Raw genomic sequence first — 25,769 nt, 5'->3', positions numbered from 1 at the left:
GCGAAGCAGGTCCACCCGGTTGGCCCCGTCCGGATTGATGTCGCTTTCCCGCCAGCGTCTCGACAGGAATGGCGTCATGCTGGTCGGCATGCGGCTGAGCACGTTCTCGGAACGGTTGTCCTTTCAATCACCTCTGTGTCCCGACAACCTGTTCGGCCACCTCATCGCCACCGCCGTTCCCGGCGTGGAGGAGTGGCGCGACGGTGTCTACCGGCGAACCTTGCGACTCCCTTGCGGTTTCGGTATCGCCTCTCTGAAACCGTTCCCGGATCACGTCGCCTGCACGCTGGAACTGTCCGACCCTCGCGATTCGGCCACAGCTCTGGACCTTTGCCGGTTTCTGCTGGACCTCGACGCCGATCCATTGGTGGTGGATGCCGCGTTGTCCGCGGATCCCCTTTTGGCGCCGCTTGTTTCCGCCGCACCTGGCCGCCGTGTGCCGCGCACGGTGGACGGCGCGGAGTTCGCGATCCGCGCCGTGCTGGGTCAGCAGGTCTCGACGAAGGCCGCGCGCACGCACGCCGCACGGCTCGTGGCCGCCTACGGCACGCCGGTGGGGGACCTGTTCTCGTTCCCGCTGGCGTTCGACGTCGGTGAGCTGGCGGTGCCGGAGTCGCGCCGCCGCACGATGGCGGCCCTGCTCGGTGCACTGGAGTCCGGTTTGGACCTGTCTCCCGGCGCCGATAGGGCCGTGGCACGCGAATGGCTCCTGTCGCTGCCCGGCTTCGGCCCGTGGACCGTCGAGACGATCCTGATGCGCTCCCTGGGGGACGACGACGCGTTCCTGCCGACCGACCTCGGCATCCGGCTGGCCGCGGAGGCGCTGGGCCTGCCGACGACGCCGGCCGCGCTGCTCAGGCGTTCGGAGGCGTGGCGGCCGTGGCGGGCGTACGCGGTGCAGCACCTGTGGGCGACCGGTGATCACGAGGTGAACCGAATCCCGGCCTGACCTGCACGCTCGAGTACATCGCCGTCGAGCCGTCCCGCACGAAGCCGGGCAACGGCGGTGGGTCCTGCGCAAACCCTTGCAGGGACTCGAAAACGTCGAGCGCCGTGGCCGGGCGGTCGCCGGGGTCCTTGGCCAGCAGCCGTTGCACGACGGGGTCGAGCGCGCTCCCGGTCCTCGGTGGCGCTTCCTTGACGTGCTTGTCGAACACCGCGTAGGCCGTCGGACCGGTGAACAGCTGTTCACCTGCGATCATCTCGTGCAGCACGCAGCCCAGCGCGTACAGGTCGCTGCGCGGCTCGGCGACCCCGCGCTGGATCTGTTCGGGCGCCATGTAGCTGGGGGTGCCGAGGATCTGGCCCGCCCGGCTGAACGGGGCCACGTCACTCTCCTTGAGCAGCGCGAGGCCGAAGTCGAGCACCTTCACCGCGCCGTCCGGGCACAGCATCAGGTTGGTGGGCTTGAGATCGCGGTGGCAGATGCCTTCCTCGTGCGCGGCGGCCAGCACCGCGGCGGCCTGCGCGGCGATGTTCGCGGCCCAGGCCTCCGGCAGCGGGCCGAACTCGCCGACCAGGTCGGCCACCGTGACGCCGTCGACGAACTGCATGACCTGGAACAGGCGCTGCTCGAACGTCCCGAAGTCGTACAGGACGGGCACTCCGGGGTGCTCGAGCTTCGCGACGATCCGCGCCTCGCGCGCGAACCGTTGCGCCACCTCGTCATCACTGCCGGGCAGGCGCAGCAGCTTGACCGCGACACGCCGGTCCAGGCGCAGGTCGCGGCCCTCGTGCACGGCACCCATGCCACCCCGCCCCAGCGGCAGGTCGTCGATCTCGTAGCGGTCGGCGATCAGCACGCGGGAAGCCTAACTCTCACGCCGGCCCGATCCGTCCGCCCAGCAGGCCCGCGTACCCGAGCCCGACCAGGTGCGCGGCCTCCGCCAGCCCGTCCTCCAGTGCCTTGAGCTGCCTGAACGTCCGGCCGTAGCGGCGTTGCTCGTCGATCGGCAGCGACGGGACCTGCGTCCTCCTGACGTCGAGCCGAGTGGACCCGGTGGGGGTGCGGGCGAACGCGGCCCGGAGCACGCCTTCGAGGAAGTCGGGGTCGAGCCTGCGCGGGTCGATCTCGTACGTCGCGCCGGTGGGGGAGGTGACGACGTGCTTGCCGGGAGCGGCTTTGACCAGTTCACCGATCGTCGTCAGCGGGGGAGTTCCTTGTTCTCGCAGCTCGGGCAGCGGTGTGAGGGCGAACGTCGGCTGGGCCGCGAGGTAGGCGGACGCGTCGGTGCCGCTGCGGCGTGACGGGCTGAGGTCGACGTCGTCGTCGAGCAGGTCGATGACCCTCGTGTTGGGGTCGAGCGGGCCCGGTGTCTCGAGCAGCGCGATGTGTTCGGGCGCGCGGCCGACCGGGTTGCGCAGCAGCCACAGGTCGCGTCCCGGCTGCACGGTGACGACCGCCCGGACCGCGCCGGCGCGCAGCAGGTTGCCGCGGATGCGCTTGCCTGGCCTCCTGGACGCCGCCGCGGACGGCATCAGGACGGCGGCGAGCCCGCCCGGTTTCGTGAGCGACAGGCAGTGCTGCAACCAGGCCAGTTCGGGTTCACCGCGCGGCGGCAGGCCGTAGGTCCAGCGGGCGTCGCCGACCAGTTCCTCGTGCCCCCACGCGCGGTCGTGCCACGGCGGATCGCAGACGACCGCGTCGGCCTTCTCCTGGACGCCGTTGTGCCGCAGCGAGTCGCCGGTGAAGATCTGCGCGTTCGGCATCCTCCTGCGCGCGATGACCGCGGACACCGGATCGAGCTCCTGCCCGATCTTGTTCCGCGCCCGGGAGGCCTTGAGGAGGCTGCCGGTGCCGCAGGCCGGGTCGATCACCGTGTCGCCGTCGGTGGTGCTCAGCACGATGTCGACGACCTCGGGCGGAGTGGGGTTCAACAGCCGCGAATGCGCTTCGAGGTAGCGCTCGTGGAGGAACTCGAACGTCTCCGCGTCCGCGTCCGTGGCGGCGAGCGCCTCACCGAGCTTCAGGTCGTCGTGGGTCCGCAGCTGGGTCCACAACCTCTCGGCCGGCGACACCCGGAACGACTTCCCGTTGCGCTGCAACCACGACTCGACGTCCCGCAACAGGTACAACGGACTGGAGGCCGTCCCGCCGACCGGCGCGGGGAAGTCCTCGAACCGCCGCCGCCAGTTCGACACGGCCGCCCGCCCCACCTCGGCGAGGCGAGCAATGTCCCCGGCGCTGACAGTCTCATCCATGGTTCACAACCGTATTGCTTGTGAACTCACTTCACAACTGATCTACTGGGAACATGACACACGAGCTGCGCATCGCCGTGGCGACCGATCCGGGGCTCGTCCGCGAGCACAACGAGGACTCGGTCTACGTCCGCCAGGACCTGCAGGCAGTGGCGGACGGCATGGGCGGCCACGAGCACGGCGAAGTGGCAAGCGCACTCGCGGTCAACGTCCTGGCGGACTGGCAGGGCGACCTCGGCCCGGCGGTCGCGGAGATCGCCCGCAGACTCGACGCCGAAACCCCGGCGGGCGCGGGCACGACCCTGACCGCCATCCGCTGGGAGGGCCTCGCCTTCCAGCTGGCCCACATCGGCGACTCCCGCGCGTACGTGCTGCGGGAAGGCGAACTCCGCCAGCTCTCCCACGACCACACCATGGTCCAGGCCCTCGTGGACGCGGGCCGCATGACACCGGAGGAGGCCCTCGTCCACCCGCGCCGCGCGTACGTCCTGCGGGCCCTGCAGTCCGGCAACTCGCACGACCCGGACCTGACGTGGCACCAGGCCAAGGTCGAGGACCGCTACCTCCTGTGCAGCGACGGCCTCACCGACTACACGGACCTCGACGACGTGCACGAGATCCTGCTGTCCACAGAGGACGCGACCGAGGCGGCCTGGCAGTTGATCGCCCTGGCGAACGGCAACGGGGGGCCGGACAACATCACGTGCGTGATCGTGGACGTCGTCCGCAAGAAGTGGTGGCAGCGCTAAAGGCCTGCATGTCCCGCGCGGGTTCGCTGCGCTTCTCGCTGACCGCTGCTCGCCATTTCGGTACACCCCCGCCCTGCTGCCTCACGCTCTGCCGAGCCCCCGGCTGGCCGCTGCTTGCCGCACCGCTGACCTCTGTTCACCGCCTTCCCACGCTCCCGTACTGCCACCCCCCGGCTTGCTCGCCGTCGCTCGCCGCACCGCCGTGCCCTTGGCTCGACGCCGTTCGTTGACCGCCGCGCCCCGGTTCGCCGCAGCTCGCCACCGGCCGCCGCGCCCCGGCTCGCCACCGCCCACCTCGACCTTCGCGCAGCGCTCGCCGTGTCTCGCCCCCGTGTCTCGCCCCGCGCGCTCCGCATGCCCCTCGCGCATGGAAACGGCCCCCGGCGCATCGCGCCGGGGGCCGCAGCTCTACAGCGGCACTACAGGTTGGCCGGCATGCCCGACTCGTCGGCCGCCGCCGTCGAAGACCCGCTCAGCAGGTCCTTGACGATCTTGTTGGCCTCCTTGACGGCCGGCGTGATCATCTTGATCTTCACCTTGCCGTTGGTGAGCTTGCCGCCGACGTCGTACGTCTTGTCCTCGTTCGGCAGCGGCAGCGCCTGGCAGCCCGTGAACTGCTTGCGCGGGGTGATGCCCGTCTGGAAGTAGGCGACGATCGGGTCGTCGACGCAGTCCGTGTTGTACGGGAACAGGCCGTGCGAGCCCTCGTTGTCGACGCTGATCAGCTTGGCGCCCGGCAGCGCCTTCGCGGTGGCGAGGCCGCCCTCGTACGCGGTGGCGGCGTCGAGCTCGGACTGCGCGATCAGCAGGCGCGGGAACGTCTTCTTGTCCGGCTTCGGCATCGAGGTCTTGGCCGGCCAGTAGGCGCAGAGCGGCGTGCTCATGAACGGCGCGATGAACGGCGCGTTCACGGTCAGGTCCGCGAGCCAGTAGTTCCAGTAGTGCAGGTTCTGGTTCCACTGGCCGTCCTGGCAGCGGATCGCCTCGAACGACGCGTCCCAGGTCTCGACCTCGGCGGCGGCGGTCGTGGTCTTCACCGCGACGCGCTCCTTCTTGGCGATGGCGGCGAGCGCGTTGTTCTTGGCCTTCGCGATGAACGCCTTGTTCTCGTCGGTGAGGCCCGGGATCGTCAGCATCTTCGCGACGATCTGCTCGACCTTCTCCGACGACGAGGCGGTGCCCTCGGTGGCGGCGGCGTCGATCACGGACGCCACGGCGGACGCGGCCACGTGGTACTGCGAGGTGTCGTACATGGCCGGGATCACGAACCACGCGACGAACAGCTGCCCGACGAACTCACGGGTGCCGCCGGCCTTCTCCCAGTTGCGGCGGATCTCCATCGGGTCGGTGCCCTGGCCGTACTTGGCGTCGCTGCGCGCCATGAACGGCAGCAGCGCCTCCTGGAACTGGCGGTCGCGGGTGCGCGGCTGCAGGTCCCAGGTGTTCTCGAGGGTCGACTGCGAGGCGTCGACGGCCGAGTCGAGCAGGAAGCGGTGCGCCTTGCTCGGGAACGTGGCGGCGTACCAGGTGCCGAGCCACGTGCCGTAGGAGTAGCCGATGTAGCTCATCTTCTTCTCGCCGAGCACGACGCGGATGAAGTCCATGTCGTAGGTGGTCTGCTCGGTGTTGATGAACTGCGTCAGCGGGTTCTCGAGGCAGCCGTCGACCTTCGCCTTGTTCAGCACGTTGACGTCGGTGCTGTTCGGGACGGTGTAGCTGCAGGTGAGCGGCGTGGAGAGGCCGACACCGCGCGGGTCGAAACCGATGAAGTCGTACTGGCCGGCGAGGACCGGCGCGCGCAGGGCCATCGCGGCGCCCCACGGCAGGCCGGAGCCGCCGGGGCCACCGGGGTTGACCAGCGCGATGCCCTGACGGCTGGTGCCCTTGTGCGCGGTCTCGGTCTTGGAGACGCGGATGCCGATCGTGTTGCCGTCAGCGGGGTTGTGCCAGTCGCGCGGGACCTGGATGGTCGCGCAGGCGAGGCCCTTGACGGTCTTGAACTTCGCGACGGTCTCGGGTGCGACGCCGGGGAAGGTGCACTCCTCCCAGGTGACCTTCTGGGTGGCGAGCGCGCCCGCGAGCTTCTGCGTGTCCGGGTCCTGCTTGGCGGCCGCGCCCGCCGTCGGCGTGAGCACGATGCTCGTCGCGATCAACGCCCCTGTGACCGCGGCGATGCCGCCTCTGAAGTACTTCCTCACTGGTGGATCCCTTCCTGCCCCCGCACGGCCGGGTGAGGCCGCGCTTGCATCAGAGGAGAAGGGGTGAAGCCCGCGTTTAACACTCCTGGGTGATGGCAGAAAGTCGCCATGTCTGGAAACCGTCACCGATCGTGTTCACAGAGTGATGAAGATCAGCGTCTCGATTACCAGTCGTGACTAGAGCCAACCTTGCCGTGACGCCTGCACGCCGAGCTGGAACCGGGTCTGCGCCCCCAGCAACTGCTGCAACCGGCTCACCCGGCGGTGCAGCGTGCGCTCGCTGATGCCGAGCTCACGCGCGATCGACTCGTCCGTCAGACCGGCGCTGAGCAGCGCCATCAGCTGGCGGGTGGCCGTCGTCGGCTCCGCGTCCGTGTCCTCCTGGCCGCCGGGCGTGATCGACACGGCCATGCGCCAGAACGCCTCGAACAACTCGATCAACGCGCTCAGTAGCACGGACGGGTGAATGAGAAGTGCCACGACGTTCCCGCCCGTGACGGTCGGCACCGCGATCAACGCCCGGTCCGAGTCGGCGATCACGAGCTTGAGCGGCACGCCGGGGAACGTTCGCGCCTGCTCGCCCACCGCGATGCTCTCCTGCACCGACGCGAGCCCGCGTTCGGTCTGCAGCAGTGCCGACTCGTACACGACCCGGTACGCGACGCCGCGGGCCAGCGCCGGAGGCTGCGCGGGACTCGCCTCCGGCTGCGGGCTCAGGTACGAACCGGGGTCGAGCGCCCGGATCGCCGACTTGGCCTGGCTCTGCATCTCCTCGAACGTGCTGATCACCTCGTCCGCGCCCTTGAGCACCTCGACGAAGTCGACTTCCTTCGCGCCGCGCTCGGCATAGGCGGCGGCCAGGACCTCGGCGGTCTCACGCGCCCGCGCGGCCGCGGCCTCGTGGCCGGAGGCGATCGCCGCCAATGCCGACCGGGGCGGGCGCACGTCGTTGTTCCTGACCAGCCCCAGCCGTTCGAGCTCCTCGCGTGCTGGGTCCAGCCCGGCGTCGGCGTCCCCCCGCAGCATCGCCAGGTAGAGCTTCTCGGCTTCCGGCGACAGCCCCTCGTGCACACGACTCCCCTCGGTGGTTCTGAACCGAAGGTACCTGCTCAGACACGCCCCGCGTGGCGCATCGCGCCGAGGAACAGCGCGTCGAACCCGCGGTCCGGCAACACCCTGCGCGCGAACAGGATCGGCCCCGCACCGAACCCCGCCGCGTACCTCGTGCGCGGCCTCCTCGCCTCGGCCGCCTTCACGATCACGTCCGCGATCACCTTGGGCTCCGAACCGCGTTCGACCTGCCCGAAGAACGCCGACAGCTGCCGCACCTGCTCCTTGTAGGCGCCCTCGCCGGACCGCTTGCGCAGGTTCTCGACGGCGATCCCGCCCCACTCGGTCTTGATCGCGCCGGGCTGGATCACCACGACGTCGATCCCGAACGGCTTCAGCTCCAGGCGCAGCGAGTCGCTCAGCCCCTCGACCGCGAACTTCGTGGAGTGGTACCAGCCGCCGAGCGGTTCGTAGATCTTGCCGCCGATGGACGAGACGTTCACGATCCGCCCGCTCCGCTGCGCCCGCATGTGCGGGACCACCAGCTGCACCAGCCGGGCGAGCCCGAACACGTTCACCTCGAACTGGTACTTGCCCTCGGACAGCGGCACGTCCTCGAACGCCCCGTACGACCCGTAGCCGGCGTTGTTCACCAGCAGGTCGATCCGCCCGGACTCCGCGATGACCTTCTTGACGCCCGCGACCATCGACTCGTCGTCGGTCACGTCCATCTCGAGCACCTTGACGCCCTGCGCCGCCAGCCCTTCCATCCGCTGCACCCGCCGCGCCGCCGCGTACACCGTGTAGCCGGCTTTGTGCAGCTCAACCGCCGTGGCTTCGCCGATGCCGGACGAGGCTCCCGTGACCAGTGCGACCTTCATGACCCGCTCCCTGACTAACCGGTTGGATAAGTTAACTAACCGTTTGGTTGGTAGAGCTAGGTAAGCACGTCCCCACGAGTCTGTCAACTAAACGGTTAGTTGTCTCGACCAACCGGTTGGTTAAGATGGACGACGTGGCGAGGGACAAGGAAGCGACCAAGGCGAACCTGCTCGAAGCGGCTCTCGACGAGTTCGCCGAGTACGGCATCGCCGGCGCGCGCGTCGACCGCATCGCGGCGAAGGCCGGGTGCAACAAGGCGATGATCTACGCCTACTTCGGCAGCAAGGAGGGACTGTTCACCGAGCTGCTGAAGATCCAGATCGACCGGGTCGTCCGCGACGTGCCGATCACGCCCGACGACCTCCCCGGCTACGCGGGCAGGCTGTTCGACGCCTACCAGGAGGAGCCGCGCCTGCTCAGGCTCGCGGCGTACCACCGGCTCGAGAACGGGTTCGAGTCCGTTCCGGAGCCGGAGGCCGAGGCGTACCGGCACAAGGTCGAGGCCGTCGCCCAGGCCCAGGCGGACGGCAGGATCACCGCCGCGTTCGACGCCACGGACCTGCTGGACCTGGTCGTGCACATGTCGATCCTCGCGTTCAGCACGCCGAACGCGAACAGGGACCTCGTCGTCCGCTCCGTCGAGCGGCTGGTCGCCGAGTAGGAGAGGTCAGGGCCGACGCAGCAGGTAGGTGTCCATGATCCAGCCCTTGCGCTCACGTGCGGCGGACCGCACCGCGCGGATCTCCGCCGCCACGTCCCCGACCCGCCCGGACACCAGGATCTCGTCCGGCATCCCCAGATAGGCGCCCCAGTAGATCCACGTGTCGGGGTCCACGCCCTCGAACGAGTACGACGCGTCCAGCATCACGGCCACGTCGTCCACATCGGACGGCCACCCCTCGGCCAGGCGGCGGCCGGTCGTGATCTGCACCGGCTTGCCGACCTGGTTCAGCGCCACCCGGTGGCCGGCCGTCAGCGCCGCCACCGACGTGACGCCCGGGATCACCTCCACGGAGAACTCCGAGCCGCGGGCCAGCAGGTCGTCGAGGATCGCCAGCGTCGAGTCGTACAGGGACGGGTCGCCCCACACCAGGAACGCGCCGACCTCGTCCTCGCCCAGTTCCGACAGCAGCGACAGCACCACGTCGGCGCGGTCGCGGCGCCACTTCTCGATGGTGGCGGCGTAGTCGGCGGGGGTGCGGTCGCGGTCCGGGTCCCGGCCCTCGACCCAGCGGTACGGGCGCGTCACGTGCGCCGCCAGGATCGAGGCGCGCAGGTCGACGAGCTCCTGCTTCACGGACCCCTTGTCCAGCACGAAGTACACGTCGACCGTCTGCAACGCCTTGACGGCCTGCACCGTCAGGTGGTCTGGGTTGCCCGCGCCGATACCGATGACCAGGATCTTCCGCACGGGCCACACCCTAACCAGCGACGACGTGCAGGATCCTCACCGGCTTCTTCGGAGCGCCGTCGAGCAGGCCGTCCGGCTGCGGCACGATGCCCGCGGCGACGATCCGGTCCAGCGTGTCCATGCCGTGGGTGACGTGCCCCATCACCGTGTAGACGGGCTGGATGTTGGCGAACGAGTGCACGATGAAGAACTCGCTGCCGTTCGTCCCCGGCCCCTGGTTGCCGTAGGCGATGGTGCCGCGCCCGTAGGTCTCCTTGCCCGTCACCTCGTCGGCGAACCGGTAGCCGGGGCCGCCCTCCTCGGCGCGGTAGATGTCGCCGCACTGCAGCACGCCGAGGCGCGTGGTGTCGGTCAGGCGCCAGCACTGCGTCATCGTGTAGAACCAGCTCCGCGCCAGGTGGGCGAAGTTCTCGACGCCGCACGGCGCGTTGGCGCGGTCCAGAGCGGCGATGACGACGCCGTAGTTCGTCACGATGGTGACCTTCACGGTGCCGCGCGCGGGCACGACGGCGCGCGGCGGCTGGACCGGGCGGGCGGCCGGGTTCTCCGGCGTCGGGATGAACTCGCACCTCGCGGTCGGCGGGGCCGCCGGTGCGGCGGACGCGACCGGGGCGAGCACGACCATCATCAGCACAGCGAGCAGTAGCCTCATGAACGCCGACCGTAGTCGCCCGGCCGTCACACGGGAACGGCCTCGCGCCGCTCGGCCGGAGCCCGCCGCGGCTTGCGCTCGAGCCACCACTGCGAGATCAGCAACGGGATCGTCCACCCCGCCCACGTCGAGATGCCGGAAATAGTCGCGGGCAGCTCCGCCTCCGGCACGCGGCCGGCGAAGGCGAGGAACGCGAGCACGCCCCAGATGCGGTTCGTGATGATCGAGACGGTGAGCACGAAGCTGCGGATCATCCACTTGCGGTGGTCGCGGAACCGCCGCTGCCGGGCCGCGCGCCACGCGAGCCACGTGAACGCCAGCCACAGCACGGCGAGCAGCACGTTGCTGACCTGGGCGACCGGGCCGAACGGAGTCATCCAGCCGATGACGAGGCCCGACAGACCGGCGGGCAACACGCCCGCGAGCACGTAGACGCGGCCGACGCGGCGGTGCCACGCGGGGAAGCGGGCGCGGAACCACGGCCAGATCTGCACCACGCACGTGAGGATGGCGATCGACGCGCAGACGACGTGCACGACGAGCAAGGGGTAGTGCGGTCCCCAATCCGACTGCACGCGCGACTGCAGCCGATCACCGGTCAGGTACGGCGGCAGCGAGAACGCCACGAAAGCCACCACCACGAACGCCAACGGGCCCACCCAGGGCTTGCGCAACCACGTCATGCCAACACCTTCACCGAACCCGCTGACCGCTCGCGCACCGATCGCTGACATGGGCTTCTGACACCGCGCTGACATCTGACCGGGTGCAGCTGTCAGGTCGCTGTGAGTGCCGGTCGGCAGTGTCTGCGTCATGAAGTCGACAGCCCTGATCGCCGCGGCCGCGTTCACGCTCCTGATGGCGCCGGACGCACAGGCCGCGTCCTGCAGCGGGCGCGGGTGCAACGACAAGGACCCGGTGTCCGCCGGGTGCAGCGGTGGTTCCACGACCGCCGACACCGCGCCCATGTACACGGGCGGCACGGCGGAGCTGCGGTGGTCGCCCGGTTGCAGGACGAACTGGGTGCGCGTCTCGAACTACTCGGGCGGCGACTCGGCTCTGCGCATCACGGTGTGGTCGGGCAGCGACCACGTCGGCTTCGTCGCGGCGGGAACGCCCGGCAACCACTGGGGAAACATGGTCCACGCGCCCGGCTGCGCCCGCGGCGAGGTGCTCTACGTCGACTCCAACGGCGTGCACCGCACCGCCCGCCTCGCGTCGAGCGCTTGCTGAGGGGGCGCGCCGTGACCGGCTACATCACCGACTGACCACCTGCACCTGCACCACAGTAGAACCGTTGAGGGAGAAGCATGTTCAGCAAGATCGCCAGCGCGCTCGGTGCGGCCGTGATCGTCGGCGGCGCGATGCTCGGGCTGTCCGCGCCCGCGCAGGCCGAGTCGGCGCCGGGCTGCGGCCCGGTGACGCAGATCGGGTCCACCGCCTACATCACGAGCGGCGGCACCACCATCGGCTCGGTCAAGCAGTTCAAGGGCTGCAACAAGAACTGGGCCTACACCTACGTGTGGGAGGGCTTCCGCTCCTCGCACTCCAACTGGGAGGTCTGCGTCTCGGTCGCCACCGGCTCGAGCGCGCCCTACTCGCTCGAAGGCCTGAAGTGCGCGAGCAACAAGGCGGACAACTGGTCCTCGGGCACCAACACGCTGAGCGTGTGCACCCACGCCGTCGGCAACATCAAGTGGGGCGGCAACACGCCCACCGGGCGCACCAGCATCCGTTGCTGACCTGAGGGAGACCGCTCTCACGGCGGTCACCACCCCGGGCGTGCCGTCAAGGACCCGGACCTGCCCGTCAGCGCCAAGCGCCAACTGGCAACGGTCATCTGTGTTCCTGGGGAGCCGGCGGCGAGGTGGGCGCGTCGTAAGGCGTGCACCACCACCCGGACAACGACCCCACCCGCACGTCGCCCTTCACCTGGGTGACAACAAGAACCTGGGTGCTGCCGCCGTCACGTGACGGCGACAGCACCCAGGTCAGCGAGCTCAAAAAGCCACGGAAAGCGCCATACACGAAGGTCCGACGGGTCTTCGGATGACTGAGGGGAAAACCATGAACTTCAAGAGAGTGGTCTCGGGAGTCGCCGGACTCGCGATCGGACTGGGCGTGCTGGTGCTCGGCGGCCCGCAGGCCAGCGCCGCCACCAACTTCGAGCTGCCGTTCCCGTGCGGACAGACGTGGTCGGGGCAGACCAGGACCAACCACAGCCCGCAGCTCGCGATCGACCTCAACCGCAGCGCGGACGAGGGTGACGCGGTCGTGGCGTCCGCGTCCGGCACGGTCAGCAAGGTCCGCAACGAGGGCAGCACGAGCTACGGCCGCTGGATCGAGATCGACCACGGCAGCGGCTGGACCACGCGCTACGCCCACCTCTCCGCGCAGAGGGTGTCGGTCGGCCAGAGCGTCTCGCAGGGCCAGACCATCGGCAACGTCGGCAACACCGGCGGTTCGACCGGTGCGCACCTGCACTTCGAGCAGCTGCTGAACGGCACCCCGCAGAAAATCAAGTTCTCCGGGACGACGATCCTGTACTACGGCACCAAGAACTACAAGTCGAACAACAAGTGCGGCGGCGGTGGCACCACCAACCCGTACACCCCCGAAGAGGCCTGCGGCGACGGCTACAAGGTGATCGACGGCGCCAACGTCACCGGTGCCCGCGTCTCCCTGCTGTACAACGCCTCCAACGGCTACAACTGCGTCGTCGCGATCAAGACCACCAAGATCGGCACGGCCTCCGACGTCGGCGCGTTCCTCGAGGTCCAGGGCGAGGCCCGCACGACCGACCGCGACGAGTACGGCTACTACGCCGGTCCCGTGAAGAAGAAGGCGCCCGGCAAGTGCGTCAAGTGGGGCGGCATGGTCGGTTCCTCCAGCTACACCAGCGGTTTCGAGCACTGCGGCTGATCACGCGGCTGATCCTGGCGGTGAGCTAGCCGATCAGACCGTCCAACAGGTTGTCCCTGCGCAGACCGGGTGTGCCGAGCAGTTCGGCCGCCCGGTCCGCGTGCGTTCCCAGGCCCGCCTCGGCGAGCACGAGGTGCGCCACGCCCTCGCCGTAGCGGTCGCCGCGGGCGCTCGTGATCTCCAGGCAGCGCCGGGCGTCCTCTGTGGCCGGTGAGGGCTTTCCCGCTGCCAGCAACACCTTCGCGCGGCACAGCAACGCCTGCCACTCGTCGTTGTGCTCGCCCGTCACCCGGCACAGCGCGATGCACTCGCCCAGCGCCGCCTCGGCCTCGTCCAGCCGGCCGAGCCTGAACAGCGCCTGGCCCTGCGACGCCAGCGCATACGCCGTTCCGGCCTCGTCCCCGTGTTCACGGGCGAGCGCGAGACTCTCCGATGCCGCGTCGAGCGCCTCGTCGTACCGTCCGGCGACCTGGTGCACCTGGGCCAGCGCCGACAACGGAACCCGTTGCGCGCCAGCGGGTCCGTGCTCCGACATGAGTTCGATCGCCCGCGTCAGGGTCGCGGCGGCCTCCTCCAGCTCACCGAGTTCGCGCTGGATCGTCCCGATGCCGGCGAGGGCGCGCCCCTGCCCGAACGGGTCGTCGGCGCGCGCTTCCAGCACCTCCTCCAGCTGCCTGCGCGCGGTGTCGAACGAGCCGATCCGGCGGTTGGCCGCCGACTGCACCAGGAGCGCGGTCTGCACCGCGGCCGACGTCCCGGTCGTGCGCGCCGCCTGGTCCGCGATCTGCCCCAGTTCCACCAGGTCCGCGACCCTGTCCTGCTTGAACAGGTGCGGGTAGAGCATGTGCGCGATCGCGAGGCCGTGCTCGGCCAGCGCCGGGTCGGCCACGGTGGACCGCGCCGCCGCCAACAGGTTCTCGGCCTCGTCGGTCAGCCACCGCAGCGGCTCGTCGACGGCCTGCCCGGCGGCGGAGTAGGTGAGCGCGCCGTAAGCGTGCGGCCGCAACGCTTTCAGCGCCGCGGCGAGCGTCGAGCGGTAGTGCGTGAGCGCGCGCGAGAGCGCTTCCTGCCTCTCGTCGGTCACCTGCTCGGCGCCGAACAGCCGCAGCAGGTCGTGCACGCGGTACCGCTCCGGGCCGCACGGCTCCACGAGCTTGGCGTCCACCAACGGGTCCAGCGCGCGGTCCACGTCCTCCTGCCCGAGCAACGCGCGCACCACGGGCTCGCTGACCGAAGGCACGTTCAGGCTGCACACCAGCGTGAACGCCCGCGTCGAGGCGGCCCCCAGCCCTTCGAAGCCCAGCTGGAAGCTCGACCGGACGCCGAGGTCGTCGAAGTCCAGCTCGTCCAGCCGGTGCCGCCGGTCCGCGAGCCGCCGGGCGAGCGTCGCCGTCGTCCAGTCCGGTCGCGAGCGCAGCCGCGCCGCCGCGATCGTCAACGCCAGCGGCAGGTGGTCGCACGCCCGCGCGACCTCGCGGGCCGCCTCGCCGTCGTCGCCCAGCAGCCGCAGCGCGTCGTCCTCGGGCAACGGGTCGAGCCGCACGTGCCGGGCGCTCAGCGTCGCGAGCATCCGGCGGCTGGTGATCAGCACGGTCGACCCCGGCTCGCCGGGCAGCAGCGGGCCGACCTGCGCCGCGTCCACCGCGTTGTCCAGCAGCACCAGCACCTTGCGCCTCGCGAGCGTCGACCGGTAGAGCGCGGCGGCCTCGGAGACGTCGGTCGGAACGGCCAGCGGAGGCGTGCCGAGCGCGCGCAGGAACCGCCTGATCACCTCGGCGGGCGACAGCGGCGAACGACCCGGCGTGGCGCCGTGCAGGTCCACGTACAGCTGTCCGTCCGGGAAGAGTTCCGCCATCTCGTGCGCGGCGGCGGTGGCGAGCGCGCTCTTGCCCTGCCCACCGGGTCCGTGCACGGCGACCACGCTCTCGGACGCCCCGCTGATCAGCGCGATCTCCGCCCGGCGCCCGACGAACGGGTCGGGTCTCGCGGGCAGTTCGCGCGGCACGGCGGGGACCTCGCCCCGCAGGATCGCGGCGTGCAGGTCGCGCAGCTCCTGGCCGGGGTCGAGCCCGAGCTCCTCCGCCAGCCGCCGGCGGCCCTCGTCGTACGTCCGCAGCGCGTCCGCCTGCCGCCCGCTGCGGTGCAGGGCCACCATCAGCGCGCCCCGCAACCGTTCCCTGGTCGGGTGTTCGGTGACGTACCCGGTCAGCTCGCCGATGACCTCGTGGTGCCTGCCGTCCGCGACGGCCTTCTCGGCACGCCTCTCGATCGCCGCGAGGCGTTCCTCCTCCAGCTGGTGCGCGAGCTGGGTGTTCGTCGTCAGCTCGGCGAGCGCCGGTCCGCGCCAGTGCCCGAGCGCCTCGTCGGGATCCCGCGCCTCGCGGAAGAGCTGGAGGTCGAGCGACCGGTCGGGGACGTCGAGCCGGTAGCCGTGCCCCGACCACTCGAGCGACACCCCGGGAAGGCCCCTGAGAGCCCTCCTGAGCTGCGAGACGTGCACCTGCACGGCCTTGCGCGCGCTGGCGGGCGGATCACCGTCCCACAGGACCGACATGAGGTGGTCGACGCTGACGGCCTGACCGGCGTGCAGGAGCAGCAGCACGAGCACCTGGCGCGGCTGGCCTGCGGGAACCCGGACGGCCCGCCCCTCGTGCGTGACGAGCAGCGGCCCAAGCACCCCGAACCGAACGCCGTCCACGGCCTCACGATAGTCCGTTGATCACCGCGTGCACCGCTCGCAAGAGGTTGTGGACCAGCAACTGTCAACGACGAAGGTCGCACGGATGCCGGTTACCGACCGGCGGCTCGGGAATTGTCCGGCACAGCAGGTGGGCGAATCACCGTCGAGCAGCGAAAAGTCGTGTCAAAATCGTTCGGGGAGCACCGCCGGCACGGATCGGCGACACGGGAGATCAACGTCGCCGCAGCGGTGGAAAACAGAACCGGGATTTGCGGTAACGTCAGTAATGGTGGGTCACCTCATTGGAGTAACGACGGTGCCGCGATCATCCCAAGTCGGGCATCATCACCTGGCTCGACCACAGTCGTAGAACGAGGGGTCTCGTGTGACCGTCTTCCGTGCCGGCAGCACCGGAGCGTGGTGGATGTACCTGGTGGCGGGTCACCTGCTGCTGGGCGTCTACTACCTGATTCCGGTCAGCCCCGCGGGGACGACAGGGCAAACCGTGCGCGTGGCGCTCTACTGCACGATCAGCGCGTCGGCGGCGATCGCGACATTCGCCGGTGTCAAGCGCAACCGCCCCCAATGGAGGCGGCCATGGGTGTTCCTCGCACTCAGTCAGGTCGTTTACGCGATCGCCGACCTCACGTTCTACGCATCGCACTACATCTTCGACCACAAGGATTACCCGTCCTACGCGGACATCTTCTACCTGGGTCATTACCCGTTGATGGTCGCGGGCGTGATCCTGCTGATCCGCCGCCGCACACCGGGACTCGACCTGCCGAGCCTGCTCGACGCCGCGGTGCTCGCCGTCGTCGCGGGCATGGCGTCCTGGCTCTACGTGATAGGCCCGCAGGCACGGCTCACCTCGCCGGTCCTCGCCAAGATCGCGTCGCTCGGTTTCCCGATGATGGACCTGGCGCTCTTCGTGGTGGCGCTGCGGCTGATCTTCGGGGCGGGTCCCCGCCCGCGCGCGTTCGTCCTGCTGACGTGCAACCTGCTGGGCATCCTGACGGCGGACACGATCTACGTGCTGCAACGCCTCGACGGCAGCTACCACGCGGGCAACTTCCTCGACGCCATCTGGCTGTCGGCGAACCTGTGCATGGGCGCGGCGGCGCTGCACCCGACGATGGCGCGCCTCGTCGACCGCGCGCACGTCAAGGACGTCGGCCTGAGCCGCGGCCGGATCATCGCGCTGTGCTCGGCCGCCCTCGCCGCCCCGGTGCTGATGCTGGTGCACGACGTCGGCCAGTCGTCGCAGGACGTCCTGGTGATCGCCGGCGGCAGCGCGCTGCTGTCCCTGCTGATCATCGCGCGGCTCGCGGGACTCGTCGCCGACCAGCGCAAGCTCGCGATCACCGACAGCCTCACCGGCCTGCACACGCGGCGGTTCTTCGAGGCCCAGCTGCCCTTGGAGATCTCGCGCGCGAGACGCAGCGACGGGTCGGTGGCGGTGTTCATCATCGACGTCGACCGCTTCAAGTCGATCAACGACAACTACGGCCACCCCGCGGGCGACGACGTGCTGATGGAGGTCGCGGCACGGCTGCGCGCCGCGTCGCGCTCCGGTGAGGTGCTCGCCCGGTACGGCGGCGAGGAGTTCGCGCTGCTCGTCCCGGACGCGGGCCCCGGCCGCCTGTCGGTGATCGCGAACCGGCTGCGCGAACGCGTGGCGGAGAAGCCGATCCCGGTCAACGCGGGCAACGACGACATCCCGCTGTCCGTCACGGTGTCGGTGGGTTCGGCGAGCTTCCCGACGCACGGCGACGGCCCCGACGACATCGTGGTGATCGCGGACCGCGCGCTGTACGCGGCGAAAGCGGCCGGGCGCAACAGGATCGCGGTCGGTCCCGAGCCGCTGCCCGCGGTCGACCCGGACACCGACGGCGCGATGGCGGAGTTCCTCTGCCAGGTGGCCGACCGGGTGGACGGGTGGCTGCACCGCTACGACCACAGCCGTTCGGTGTCGCGCTGGGCCGGTGTGGCGGCGGGGGAGTTCGGGCTCGACGCGCCCACGATCAGGATCACCCAGCTCGCCGGGCGCCTGCACGACATCGGCAAGGTCATCATCCCCGAGGTCGTGCTGACCAAACCCGGTGCGCTGTCGGAGGAGGAGTGGCGGCTGCTGCGCCAGCACCCCGACTTCGGCTACCGGCTCGCCCGGATGGTGCCGGGTTTCGCGGGCGTGGCGCACGTGATCAGGCAGCAGCACGAGCGCTACGACGGCGCCGGGTACCCGGACGGCCTGCGCGGCGCGGACATCCGCTCCGAGGCGAGGATTCTGTCCGTGTGCGTGGCGTGGGCGGCGATGCGGTCGAACCGTCCACATCAGACCGCACTGGACGAGAACCGCGCCCGGCGGGAACTCTGGGCAGGGCGGGGCGAACAGTTCGATCCGGACGTTGTGGACATGTTCCTCGACCTGCACGCGCAGGGCAGCATCGGAATGTTGCGTCCGTCCGGTTTGTCCATTCAGGAAGCGGGTTTCCCGGCGGACTTCCGGCCCCAGTGATCCGGCCGTGCCATGCTTCGCGCCATGAGCACGGAGTACGCCATCCCCGCCGAGGTTCCGAGCCCGGAACGTCCGGCACCCCCCGGCGGACCGCTGGGCAGGTGGTTGCTCGCGGACCGGGTGGCGCCCTCGGGTCCGGAAAGCCACGAGTCGCACGCCAAGCCGCACGCGTGGTGGAAGGTCATGACGCTCACGGGCGTCGACTACTTCTCGACCCTGTCGTACCTGCCCGGCATCGCCGCGCTGGCCGCCGGCGCGCTGTCCCCGCTGGCCACGTTGCTCATCGTGGCCCTGACGCTGCTCGGCATGCTGCCGATGTACCGCCGGGTGGCGAAGGAGAGCCCGAACGGCCAGGGGTCCGTGGCGATGCTCGAGAACCTGCTGCCGTTCTGGCGCGGCAAGATCTTCGTGCTGGTGCTGCTGGGGTTCGTGGCGACGTCGTGGATCATCACGATCACCCTGTCCGCCGCCGACGCCTCGGTGCACGCGCTGGAGAACCCGTACGTGCCGGAGGCGCTGCACGGCACCGAGCTGTGGCTGACGATCGTGCTGCTGCTGGTCCTCGGCGGTGTGTTCCTGATGGGCTTCAGCGAGGCCGTGGGCGTCGCGATCCCGTTGGTGGCGGTGTTCCTCACCCTGAACGCCGTCGTGGCCGTGGTGGGCCTCGTGGACGTCTTCGCGACGCCGGACGCCCTTGATCGCTGGGTGTCGGCGCTGGGGACGCACGGCGACGGGTTCTTCGGCGTGGTCGGGCCAGCGGTCCTGGCGTTCCCGCTGCTGGTGCTCGGGTTGTCCGGCTTCGAGACGGGCGTGAGCATGATGCCGCTCGTCGAGGCGTCGGGGAAGACTCCGCAGGAGCGCCTCGAGAGCCGCGTGCGCAACACGCGCAAGCTGCTGACCACCGCCGCGCTGATCATGTCGGTGTACCTGGTCGCGACGTCGTTCATCACCACCGTGCTGGTGCCGCAGGAGAAGTTCGAGGCCGGCGGTCCCGCGAACGGCCGGGCGCTCGCGTACCTCGCGCACGAACTGCTCGGCGAGGCGTTCGGCACGGTCTACGACATCAGCAGCATCCTGATCCTGTGGTTCGCCGGCGCGTCGGCGATGGCCGGCCTGATCAACATCGTGCCGCGCTACCTGCCGTCGTACGGCATGGCACCGGAATGGGGACGCGCGGTCCGTCCCGTCGTGATCGTCTACACGGTCATCTGCATCATCATCACGATCATCTTCAACGCCGACGTCAACGCGCAGGCCGGTGCCTACGCGACCGGCATCCTGGCGATGATGGTCTCCGGATCGTTCGCGGTGACGGTCTCGGCGTGGCGCAAGAGGCAGCGCGGCGCGACGGTCGGCTTCACCGTGCTGACGCTGGTGCTGCTGTACGCGCTGGTGGAGAACGTCATCGAGAAGCCGGACGGCATCACCATCTCGTTCGGCTTCATCCTCGGCATCGTCGTGATCTCGCTGGTGTCGCGCATCTCCCGCACGACGGAGCTGCGCGTCGACAAGATCAAGTTCGACGAGAACGCGCGGCGGTTCGTCACCGAGACGATCGCGAACGACGGCCGGATCACGTTGATCGCGAACCGCCGTCAGGCCGGTGACAAGGCGGAGTACGACGAGAAGGAGACCGAGCAGCGCGGCATGAACCCGGTGCCGGGCACGGCGGACGTGATCTTCCTGGAGATCGAGATCGTCGACCCGTCGGCGTTCAGCCACGTGCTGTGCGTGACCGGTGTCGAGGTGGACGGCCACCGGGTGCTGCGCGCCTCGGCCCCCGCCGCGCCCAACGCGATCGCGGCGATCCTGCTGGCGTTGCGCGACTCGACCGGCGTGATCCCGCACGCGCACTTCGAGTGGTCGGAGGGCAACCCGCTGGGCCACCTGTTCCGCTACCTGATCCTCGGTCGCGGCGATACGCCTCCGGTCGTACGCGAAATCATCCGCTCGGCTGAAGCGGATCCGACCCGACGCCCACGCGTGCATGTGGGTTAGCTGGAACACTTCCCCCGTACGTCCGACTAAGGGGGAAGGACGCTCGAATGTTCCGCAAGGTGTTGGTATCTCTGCTTGTTCTGGGGACGGTGGCGGCGGGGACCGCTCCCGTCCTCGCCGCTGCGGGAACACGACCGGTGCGTTCCTGCGCGGATCTGGTGCGCTCGTTCGACGTGCCGGACGCCCGCACGCGGGTGACGTCGGCCGAGGTCGTGTCCGGTTCCACGGAGTTCTGCGACGTGCGCGGCACGATCGAGCCGGCCGTCGGGTTCCAGCTGAAGCTGCCGATGCGCGGCTACCAGGGCCGTTATCTCCAGTACGGCTGCGGCGGGTTCTGCGGGATCATCGACGACCCGGACTTCCCGTCCCGCTGCGGTCCCGCGTTCGGTGACGCGGCGGTGGCGGCGACCGACGACGGGCACCAGGTGTCGCCGGAGAACCCGTTCGACACGACGTGGGCCGCTTCTGACCAGAAGGCCCGCGACGACTACTTCTTCCGCGCGCCGCACGCGTTGTCGAAGGTGTCCAAGCACATCATCAAGGCGTTCTACGGCAGGGCGCCGGTGAAGTCGTACTTCAACGGCTGCTCCAACGGCGGCCGCGAGGGCCTGCTGCTGGCCCAGCGCTACCCGCGCGACTTCGACGGCGTCATCGCCGCCGCGCCGGGCGCGTACTACACCGCGCTGATCGGCTACCAGGCGTGGATCGCGCGCAACACCATCCCGAACGACAAGATCTTCGTGCTGCACGACGCCGTGATGGCCGCGTGCGACGGCCTCGACGGCCTGGTGGACGGCCAGATCGACGACCCGCGCCTGTGCCGGTTCGACCCGGGAACGCTGTCCGGCCAGCTGACGGAGGACGAGGTCGCCCGCGTCCGCCGCCTGTACGCCGGGCCGTCCGACCAGGGGGTCCGCCTGTACCCCGGCGGCCAGCCGTACGGGTCGGAGATCTCCTGGACGTTCTGGCTGAACCCGACTCCCGGGCTGGGCCGTGGCATCGCGCCGGAGCTGGCGGACAACGCGTTGAAGCACCTCGTCTACCCGATCGGCACGCCGCACTCGTCGCTGGAGACGTTCGAGTTCACGGTCCGCGGGTTCCGCGAGCTGGTGCCCGAGACGGTGAAGGCGAACTCGCTCTCGCTGGACCTGCGCGAGTTCCGGCGCGCCGGCGGCAAGCTGATCCTCTGGCACGGCGCGGGGGACCAGGGCATCCCGTTCGAGGGCACGCTCGACTACTGGCAGCGCCTCACCGGCGGCAGGAACGCCGACTGGGCCAAGCTCTTCGTCGTGCCGTCGATGTGGCATTGCGAGGGCGGTGACGGGTTGACGAACTTCGACCCGTTCCGCGCGCTCGTGTCGTGGGTTGAGGGCGGGCGGACGCCGGACCGGATCATCGCCGAGGGCCGGGACGGTGACGGCAACGTCGTGCGCACCCGCCCGGTGTTCCCGTACCCGTTGCGGGCGAAGTACGACGGCTCGGGTTCCATCGACGACGCCGCGAACTTCGTGGCCGCACCGGGGTACGGGTTCCGCGACCGGATCCGCTGGGCGGGAGAGGACCTCTACAAGTCCGGACCTGTGGCGCCCTAGCGCCGCGGCAGTCGGCCTTCACCGCGTCTTCAACGCTCAGCAGGCCACCTCGCGGCACCGGCCCCACGCCCCAGTACTACTAGTACAGGGACGTGGGGCCGGCACCGCGCTGCGGCCGTCTGAACGCCGAATACGGGGCAAAGGCCGACTGCCGCGGCACTAGCGGAACTTCTCGACGGCGGCGGTGATGGCCCGGTCCATGCTGTTGCCCTCCGTTACGACGTGGCCGGCGTCGTTCAGGATGACCAGTTCGGCGTCGGGCCACCTCTTCGCCACCTCCCACGCGGTGCGCAGCGGCCCGCCGAAGTCGTTGCGGCCGTGGATGAGGACGCCGGGGATGCCCTTGAGCCTGTGGAGGTTGTCGAAGATGTGGTCGGGTTCGAGGAACGCCTCGTTGCCCCAGTAGTGGCTGACGGTCCGGGCGAGCCGGTAGCGCGTCTCCGGGTTCTCGTACCTCGTGCCGGTGAAGTCGTTGTCGCCACCGGTGATCGTGGACAGGTCCCACTTGCTCCAGTCCCACGCGGCCTTCTCGCGCGTCGCGGGATCCGGAGATTCGAGGAGCTTGTTGTAGGCCAGCGCGAGGTTGCCGTCGCGGTCCTCCTCCGGGACGCCTTCGACGAACGCGTCGAAGTAGTCGGGGTAGAAGAGGCCGAGGCCGCGGGTGATCCACGCGTGCTCTTCCGGACGGCTCGTCGTCACCGCCGGGATGATGATCTCGCTCACCCGGTCGGGGTGCTGGATGGCGTAGGCGAGGATCAGGGTCGAGCCCCAGGAACCGCCGATCAGCAACCACCTGTCGATGCCGAGGTGCTCGCGGAGCTTCTCGGCATCGTCGATCAGGTGCTGGGTGGTGTTGTGCTTCATGTCCGTGGCCGGGTCGGCGGCCGACGGGGTGCTCCGGCCGGCTCCGCGCTGGTCCCAGAGGACCAGGTTCCAGTGGTCCGGATCGAAGTCCTCGCGCCACCTCGGGCTGGAACCGGAGCCGGGGCCGCCGTGGAAGACGCAGGCCGGTTTGCCGGACGGGTTGCCGCTGGCTTCCCAGTGGATTCGCTGGCCGTCACCTACGTCGAGCATGCCCTGGGCGTAGGGCTCCACCTGTGGGTACATGCGTGCGAGCGTATTGCCCGGACACGTCCTGCTGGGGCGTCAGGACTTCTGCTTGGCGGCGATCTGGTCCAGCACCTCGGTCTGCGACACGATGATCTTGCCGGCCAACGCCTTCGAGCCGATGTGCTCACCCTTGGCCTGGGCGTTCTTCGCCATGTCCACGCCGCTGCGGAGGTGGCGGGAGAGGGTGGCGAGGAACAGGTCGTCGTACTGCTTGCCGGTGGCGGCCTTGAGCGCCTCGACGTCCTTGACGGTCATCATGCCCGCCATCTTGTGCGTGGCGTTGGCGTCGTCGCCCGGCACCTGGATGTTCCAGCTGCGCAGGTACGTGGACATCTGCTCGATCTCGCCCGCTTCGGCGGTGGCGATCTTCTCCGCCACGTTGACCACGAACTCGTCCTTGGACTTCTCCATCGCCGCCTTGGCGATCTGGATCGTCTGGCGGTGGTGGGGGATCATCTGCAACGAGAACGTCGCGTCCGCCTCGTTGGCCGCCGGCTCACCCGAGCCGCCGCCACCGCCGACCGATGAACAACCCGCCAGCGCAAGCAGCCCTAGCACGATGATGAGCAGACGCGCTCGCATGAAGCCTCCCGTCTCGGTTCCCTGACGAGGGATACGGGTGGCCGATCTGTCCGGTTCAGCGAAAGTTTCCGAGCCTAAGTTTCACTCCATCCGGTTGAGCTCCTCGACCACGCCGAAGACGACGTCGGGGTGGCCCAGCGGCAGGGGTGGCGGGATGCGGTCGTCCGCCGCGTCGTGGCTGCGCACGACCACCCTGGCGAAGTCGTCGTCGACGTCCACCTCGGGGTCCACCAGCAGCACCGAGCGGACCAGGCTCTCGTGCCGGCGCACCAGGTCGACCACGTCCGCCGCGATCGGGCCGCTGGTGACGACGTCGAGCACGGGCTGGACGTCGTCGCGGTGCCTGGTCAGCACCGCGTCCACTGTGGACTGCCAGCCGGGCGCCGCGGGGACGCGCAGCCACACGATCCGCAAGCGGTCCGTGAGGTCCCGCCACGTGGCGGGAATCGCGTCGTGCAGGGCTTCGCCGGCTGGATCGATCACGAGCACCGTGGGGTTGCCCACGGGTCCGTCGGCGACGACACCGGGACCGGCAGCCCTGCTGGGCTCGTCGAATTCACGCATGTCACCGGGTTACCCAGTCGCAGCGCGTTTGCACCAGTGGGCTGATTGGTCTGCACCTGTGACCCGAATGGCGGATGACAAGACCACTTGCGCACGTGGACTTGTTGGCAGAGAACAACTTTCCCGTTCCCGGCCGGTGATCGCTTGACCGCTTTCCGAACACCGGTTTATGGTCTGGACCACTGACCGAAACTGGATCGGTGAGCGCTCGGATGCGCTCCCGGTTCCCGCCCCCTGCCTACGGGTCACCCCGTTTGGGAACGATCCAAGGAGTTCGGACGAATGAAACTCATGCGCAAAGCGGCCCTCCTGATGGCCGCCGTCCCTGCCATCGTGCTCATCACGCCGGTCGGTTCCGCCAGCGCGCACGGCTACGTGTCGTCGCCGGCCAGCCGGTCCGCGCAGTGCGCGAGGGGCGACATCTCCGTCGACCTCTGCGGCCAGGCGAAGTACGAGCCCCAGAGCGCCGAGGGCGTGAAGGGCAAGAAGAACTGCAGCGGCGACAACGGTGCGTTCGCCCCGCTCGACAACGACAGCCTTCCCTGGAAGGTCACCAACACCGGCCAGACCCTGTCTCTGACCTGGACCTTCACCGCACGGCACGCCACGCGCGACTACGAGTACTTCATCGGCAACACGCGCGTCGGCTACTTCTCGGGCAACAACCAGCAGCCGAACAACCCGACCACGCACACGATCAACCTCGGCGGGTTCTCCGGTCGCCAGAAGCTCTACGCGATCTGGAACATCAGCGACACGGTGAACGCGTTCTACTCGTGCATCGACCTCAACATCAGCGGTGGTGGCGGCACGACTCCGCCTCCCACCACGACGACGACCACCACTCCTCCCAAGCCGACGACCAGCACCACGACGCCCCCGCCCGCCGGTGGCGGCACGTGGGCGGCGAACACCTCCTACGCGGTCGGCCAGACCGTCACCTACAGCGGCTCGACCTACCGCTGCCGCCAGGCGCACACCTCGCTGACCGGCTGGGAACCGCCGAACGTGGCGGCGCTGTGGGAGAAGATCTGATCCGATGAAGCGCCTGGTGATCGCGGTCGCGGTCCTGGCGCTGGCGGGGTGCGGCGGAGAAGCGGTCGTGCCGGTGGGCCAGGAAGCCCACGGCCACGGTGCCTCTTCCGCCGCACCACCCGTTCCGGGTGCCAGTGCGAGGTTCAACGACGCGGACGTGATGTTCGTGCAGATGATGGTGGACCACCTGCAGCTCGGCATCAGCCTGTCGCAGGTGGGGCTGGCGAAGGCGACCAGCCAGCAGGCGAAGGACCTCGCGGGCGCGATCGACGTGACCCAGCGCGAGGAGCTCACGATGCTCAAGTCGTGGCTGAAGCTCTGGGACAAGCCGGAGGGTGACGGCGCGAGCCTGCACGCCTCCCACGGCGGTCAGCCGCTGCTCGACGACAAGGTCATCAACGAGACCAAGGAGAAGAGCGGCGCGGAGTTCGACATGAACTTCCTCAACCTGATGACCGGGCACCAGGGCGCGGGCGTGGAGATGGCCCTCGCCGAGAAGAAGGACGGCCAGAACCCCGAGGCGACCGCCTACGCCGAGCGCGTGGTGACGAGCCGCCAGGGCCAGATCGAGCAGATGCTGAAGATCATCAGCGGACCGTAGGCGTTCGGTCAGCGGGCCGGCGTT

23 protein-coding genes are annotated in these 25,769 nt (G+C 69.6%); 11 read left to right on the top strand and 12 right to left on the bottom strand.

Annotation, left to right across the window (positions count from 1 at the left end; genetic code table 11):
- Positions 1-76: 76 nt before the first annotated feature.
- Complete coding sequence (locus BMY74_RS29340) at positions 77-949, top strand: DNA-3-methyladenine glycosylase family protein (protein WP_281245007.1); 873 nt, start codon at positions 77-79, stop codon at positions 947-949.
- Here the strand turns inward: BMY74_RS29340 and BMY74_RS29335 are convergent.
- Together BMY74_RS29335 and BMY74_RS29330 are read right to left on the bottom strand one after the other, a co-directional pair.
- Positions 855-1,802: a serine/threonine-protein kinase gene (locus tag BMY74_RS29335; protein WP_089921716.1), complete on the bottom strand. Its 948-nt coding sequence runs from the start codon at positions 1,800-1,802 to the stop codon at positions 855-857. The genes BMY74_RS29340 and BMY74_RS29335 overlap by 95 nt on opposite strands.
- Positions 1,803-1,818: 16 nt before the next feature.
- On the bottom strand, positions 1,819-3,201 hold the full coding sequence (locus tag BMY74_RS29330) for an HsdM family class I SAM-dependent methyltransferase (RefSeq protein ID WP_089921715.1): 1,383 nt from the start codon (positions 3,199-3,201) through the stop codon (positions 1,819-1,821).
- Positions 3,202-3,254: 53 nt separating this feature from the next.
- On the opposite strand from BMY74_RS29330, the gene BMY74_RS29325 reads away from it, so the two are divergent.
- Positions 3,255-3,950, top strand: coding sequence for a PP2C family protein-serine/threonine phosphatase (locus BMY74_RS29325; RefSeq protein WP_089921714.1), 696 nt, complete (start codon positions 3,255-3,257; stop codon positions 3,948-3,950).
- Between the two features lie 419 nt (positions 3,951-4,369).
- On the opposite strand, the gene BMY74_RS29320 is transcribed toward BMY74_RS29325, so the two are convergent.
- From BMY74_RS29320 to BMY74_RS29310, 3 genes are all read right to left on the bottom strand, one after another.
- Entirely contained in the window at positions 4,370-6,148 is a 1,779-nt protein-coding gene (locus tag BMY74_RS29320; protein WP_245786424.1) for an alpha/beta hydrolase, read from the bottom strand.
- A gap of 177 nt (positions 6,149-6,325) precedes the next feature.
- On the bottom strand, positions 6,326-7,219 hold the full coding sequence (locus BMY74_RS29315; protein WP_245786423.1) for a helix-turn-helix transcriptional regulator: 894 nt from the start codon (positions 7,217-7,219) through the stop codon (positions 6,326-6,328).
- Positions 7,220-7,257: 38 nt separating this feature from the next.
- Positions 7,258-8,079 carry an oxidoreductase gene (locus BMY74_RS29310; RefSeq protein ID WP_089921713.1) on the bottom strand — a complete coding sequence of 274 codons (822 nt, stop codon included), beginning with the start codon at positions 8,077-8,079 and terminating at the stop codon, positions 7,258-7,260.
- Positions 8,080-8,213: 134 nt separating this feature from the next.
- Between BMY74_RS29310 and BMY74_RS29305 the strand changes: the two genes are divergently transcribed.
- A complete protein-coding gene (locus BMY74_RS29305) occupies positions 8,214-8,741 on the top strand; it encodes a TetR/AcrR family transcriptional regulator (RefSeq protein WP_089921768.1) in 528 nt (175 codons plus the stop codon).
- Between the two features lie 6 nt (positions 8,742-8,747).
- On the opposite strand, the gene cobF is transcribed toward BMY74_RS29305, so the two are convergent.
- The 3 genes from cobF to BMY74_RS29290 are packed head-to-tail and all read right to left on the bottom strand — an operon-like array spanning position 8,748 to position 10,826.
- The gene (gene cobF, locus BMY74_RS29300; protein WP_089921767.1) at positions 8,748-9,491 is read right to left on the bottom strand and encodes a precorrin-6A synthase (deacetylating); all 744 of its coding nucleotides are present in this window, start codon (positions 9,489-9,491) and stop codon (positions 8,748-8,750) included.
- Positions 9,492-9,501: 10 nt separating this feature from the next.
- On the bottom strand, positions 9,502-10,143 hold the full coding sequence (locus BMY74_RS29295) for a peptidylprolyl isomerase (RefSeq protein ID WP_089921712.1): 642 nt from the start codon (positions 10,141-10,143) through the stop codon (positions 9,502-9,504).
- Between the two features lie 26 nt (positions 10,144-10,169).
- The gene (locus BMY74_RS29290) at positions 10,170-10,826 is read right to left on the bottom strand and encodes a DUF2306 domain-containing protein (RefSeq protein ID WP_089921711.1); all 657 of its coding nucleotides are present in this window, start codon (positions 10,824-10,826) and stop codon (positions 10,170-10,172) included.
- A 130-nt stretch (positions 10,827-10,956) separates the two neighbouring features.
- Here BMY74_RS29290 and BMY74_RS29285 point away from each other — a divergent pair, with 130 nt between their 5' ends.
- The 3 genes from BMY74_RS29285 (at position 10,957) to BMY74_RS29275 (ending at position 13,065) form a co-directional block, all read left to right on the top strand.
- Entirely contained in the window at positions 10,957-11,376 is a 420-nt protein-coding gene (locus tag BMY74_RS29285; protein ID WP_143091742.1) for a DUF2690 domain-containing protein, read from the top strand.
- Positions 11,377-11,453: 77 nt separating this feature from the next.
- The gene (locus BMY74_RS29280) at positions 11,454-11,885 is read left to right on the top strand and encodes a hypothetical protein (RefSeq protein ID WP_089921709.1); all 432 of its coding nucleotides are present in this window, start codon (positions 11,454-11,456) and stop codon (positions 11,883-11,885) included.
- Positions 11,886-12,210: 325 nt separating this feature from the next.
- On the top strand, positions 12,211-13,065 hold the full coding sequence (locus BMY74_RS29275; protein ID WP_089921708.1) for a M23 family metallopeptidase: 855 nt from the start codon (positions 12,211-12,213) through the stop codon (positions 13,063-13,065).
- Between the two features lie 25 nt (positions 13,066-13,090).
- Here the strand turns inward: BMY74_RS29275 and BMY74_RS29270 are convergent, their stop codons facing one another.
- Positions 13,091-15,763 (bottom strand): AfsR/SARP family transcriptional regulator, encoded by a 2,673-nt coding sequence (locus BMY74_RS29270; RefSeq protein ID WP_089921707.1) that lies wholly within the window; start codon positions 15,761-15,763, stop codon positions 13,091-13,093.
- A 367-nt stretch (positions 15,764-16,130) separates the two neighbouring features.
- Here BMY74_RS29270 and BMY74_RS29265 point away from each other — a divergent pair, with 367 nt between their 5' ends.
- Genes BMY74_RS29265 through BMY74_RS29255 form a run of 3 tightly spaced genes read left to right on the top strand, consistent with a single transcriptional unit; the run spans position 16,131 to position 21,853 of the window.
- Positions 16,131-18,263, top strand: a complete 2,133-nt coding sequence (locus tag BMY74_RS29265; protein WP_245786422.1) for a bifunctional diguanylate cyclase/phosphohydrolase — start codon at positions 16,131-16,133, stop codon at positions 18,261-18,263.
- Between the two features lie 24 nt (positions 18,264-18,287).
- Complete coding sequence (locus tag BMY74_RS29260; protein ID WP_089921706.1) at positions 18,288-20,261, top strand: APC family permease; 1,974 nt, start codon at positions 18,288-18,290, stop codon at positions 20,259-20,261.
- A gap of 47 nt (positions 20,262-20,308) precedes the next feature.
- Positions 20,309-21,853 carry a tannase/feruloyl esterase family alpha/beta hydrolase gene (locus BMY74_RS29255; RefSeq protein ID WP_089921705.1) on the top strand — a complete coding sequence of 515 codons (1,545 nt, stop codon included), beginning with the start codon at positions 20,309-20,311 and terminating at the stop codon, positions 21,851-21,853.
- Positions 21,854-22,012: 159 nt separating this feature from the next.
- Here BMY74_RS29255 and pip read toward each other — a convergent pair whose 3' ends face one another.
- The 3 genes from pip to BMY74_RS29240 all read right to left on the bottom strand — a co-directional run bounded on the left by pip (position 22,013) and on the right by BMY74_RS29240 (position 24,109).
- A complete protein-coding gene (gene pip, locus BMY74_RS29250; protein ID WP_089921704.1) occupies positions 22,013-22,960 on the bottom strand; it encodes a prolyl aminopeptidase in 948 nt (315 codons plus the stop codon).
- 39 nt (positions 22,961-22,999) lie between these two features.
- Positions 23,000-23,545, bottom strand: a complete 546-nt coding sequence (locus tag BMY74_RS29245) for a DUF305 domain-containing protein (protein WP_089921703.1) — start codon at positions 23,543-23,545, stop codon at positions 23,000-23,002.
- 81 nt (positions 23,546-23,626) lie between these two features.
- Positions 23,627-24,109, bottom strand: coding sequence for a hypothetical protein (locus BMY74_RS29240; RefSeq protein ID WP_089921702.1), 483 nt, complete (start codon positions 24,107-24,109; stop codon positions 23,627-23,629).
- A 282-nt stretch (positions 24,110-24,391) separates the two neighbouring features.
- On the opposite strand from BMY74_RS29240, the gene BMY74_RS29235 reads away from it, so the two are divergent.
- Together BMY74_RS29235 and BMY74_RS29230 are read left to right on the top strand one after the other, a co-directional pair.
- Entirely contained in the window at positions 24,392-25,144 is a 753-nt protein-coding gene (locus BMY74_RS29235; RefSeq protein WP_089921701.1) for a lytic polysaccharide monooxygenase, read from the top strand.
- A gap of 4 nt (positions 25,145-25,148) precedes the next feature.
- Positions 25,149-25,745 (top strand): DUF305 domain-containing protein, encoded by a 597-nt coding sequence (locus tag BMY74_RS29230; RefSeq protein ID WP_089921699.1) that lies wholly within the window; start codon positions 25,149-25,151, stop codon positions 25,743-25,745.
- Positions 25,746-25,769: the final 24 nt, after the last annotated feature.

It is taken from the genome of Lentzea albida (assembly GCF_900111005.1).
In the GTDB taxonomy this organism is placed as follows: domain Bacteria; phylum Actinomycetota; class Actinomycetes; order Mycobacteriales; family Pseudonocardiaceae; genus Lentzea; species Lentzea albida.
Note: the sequence above shows the minus strand (reverse complement) of the source record. Positions and strands in the feature narration are given on the sequence as shown.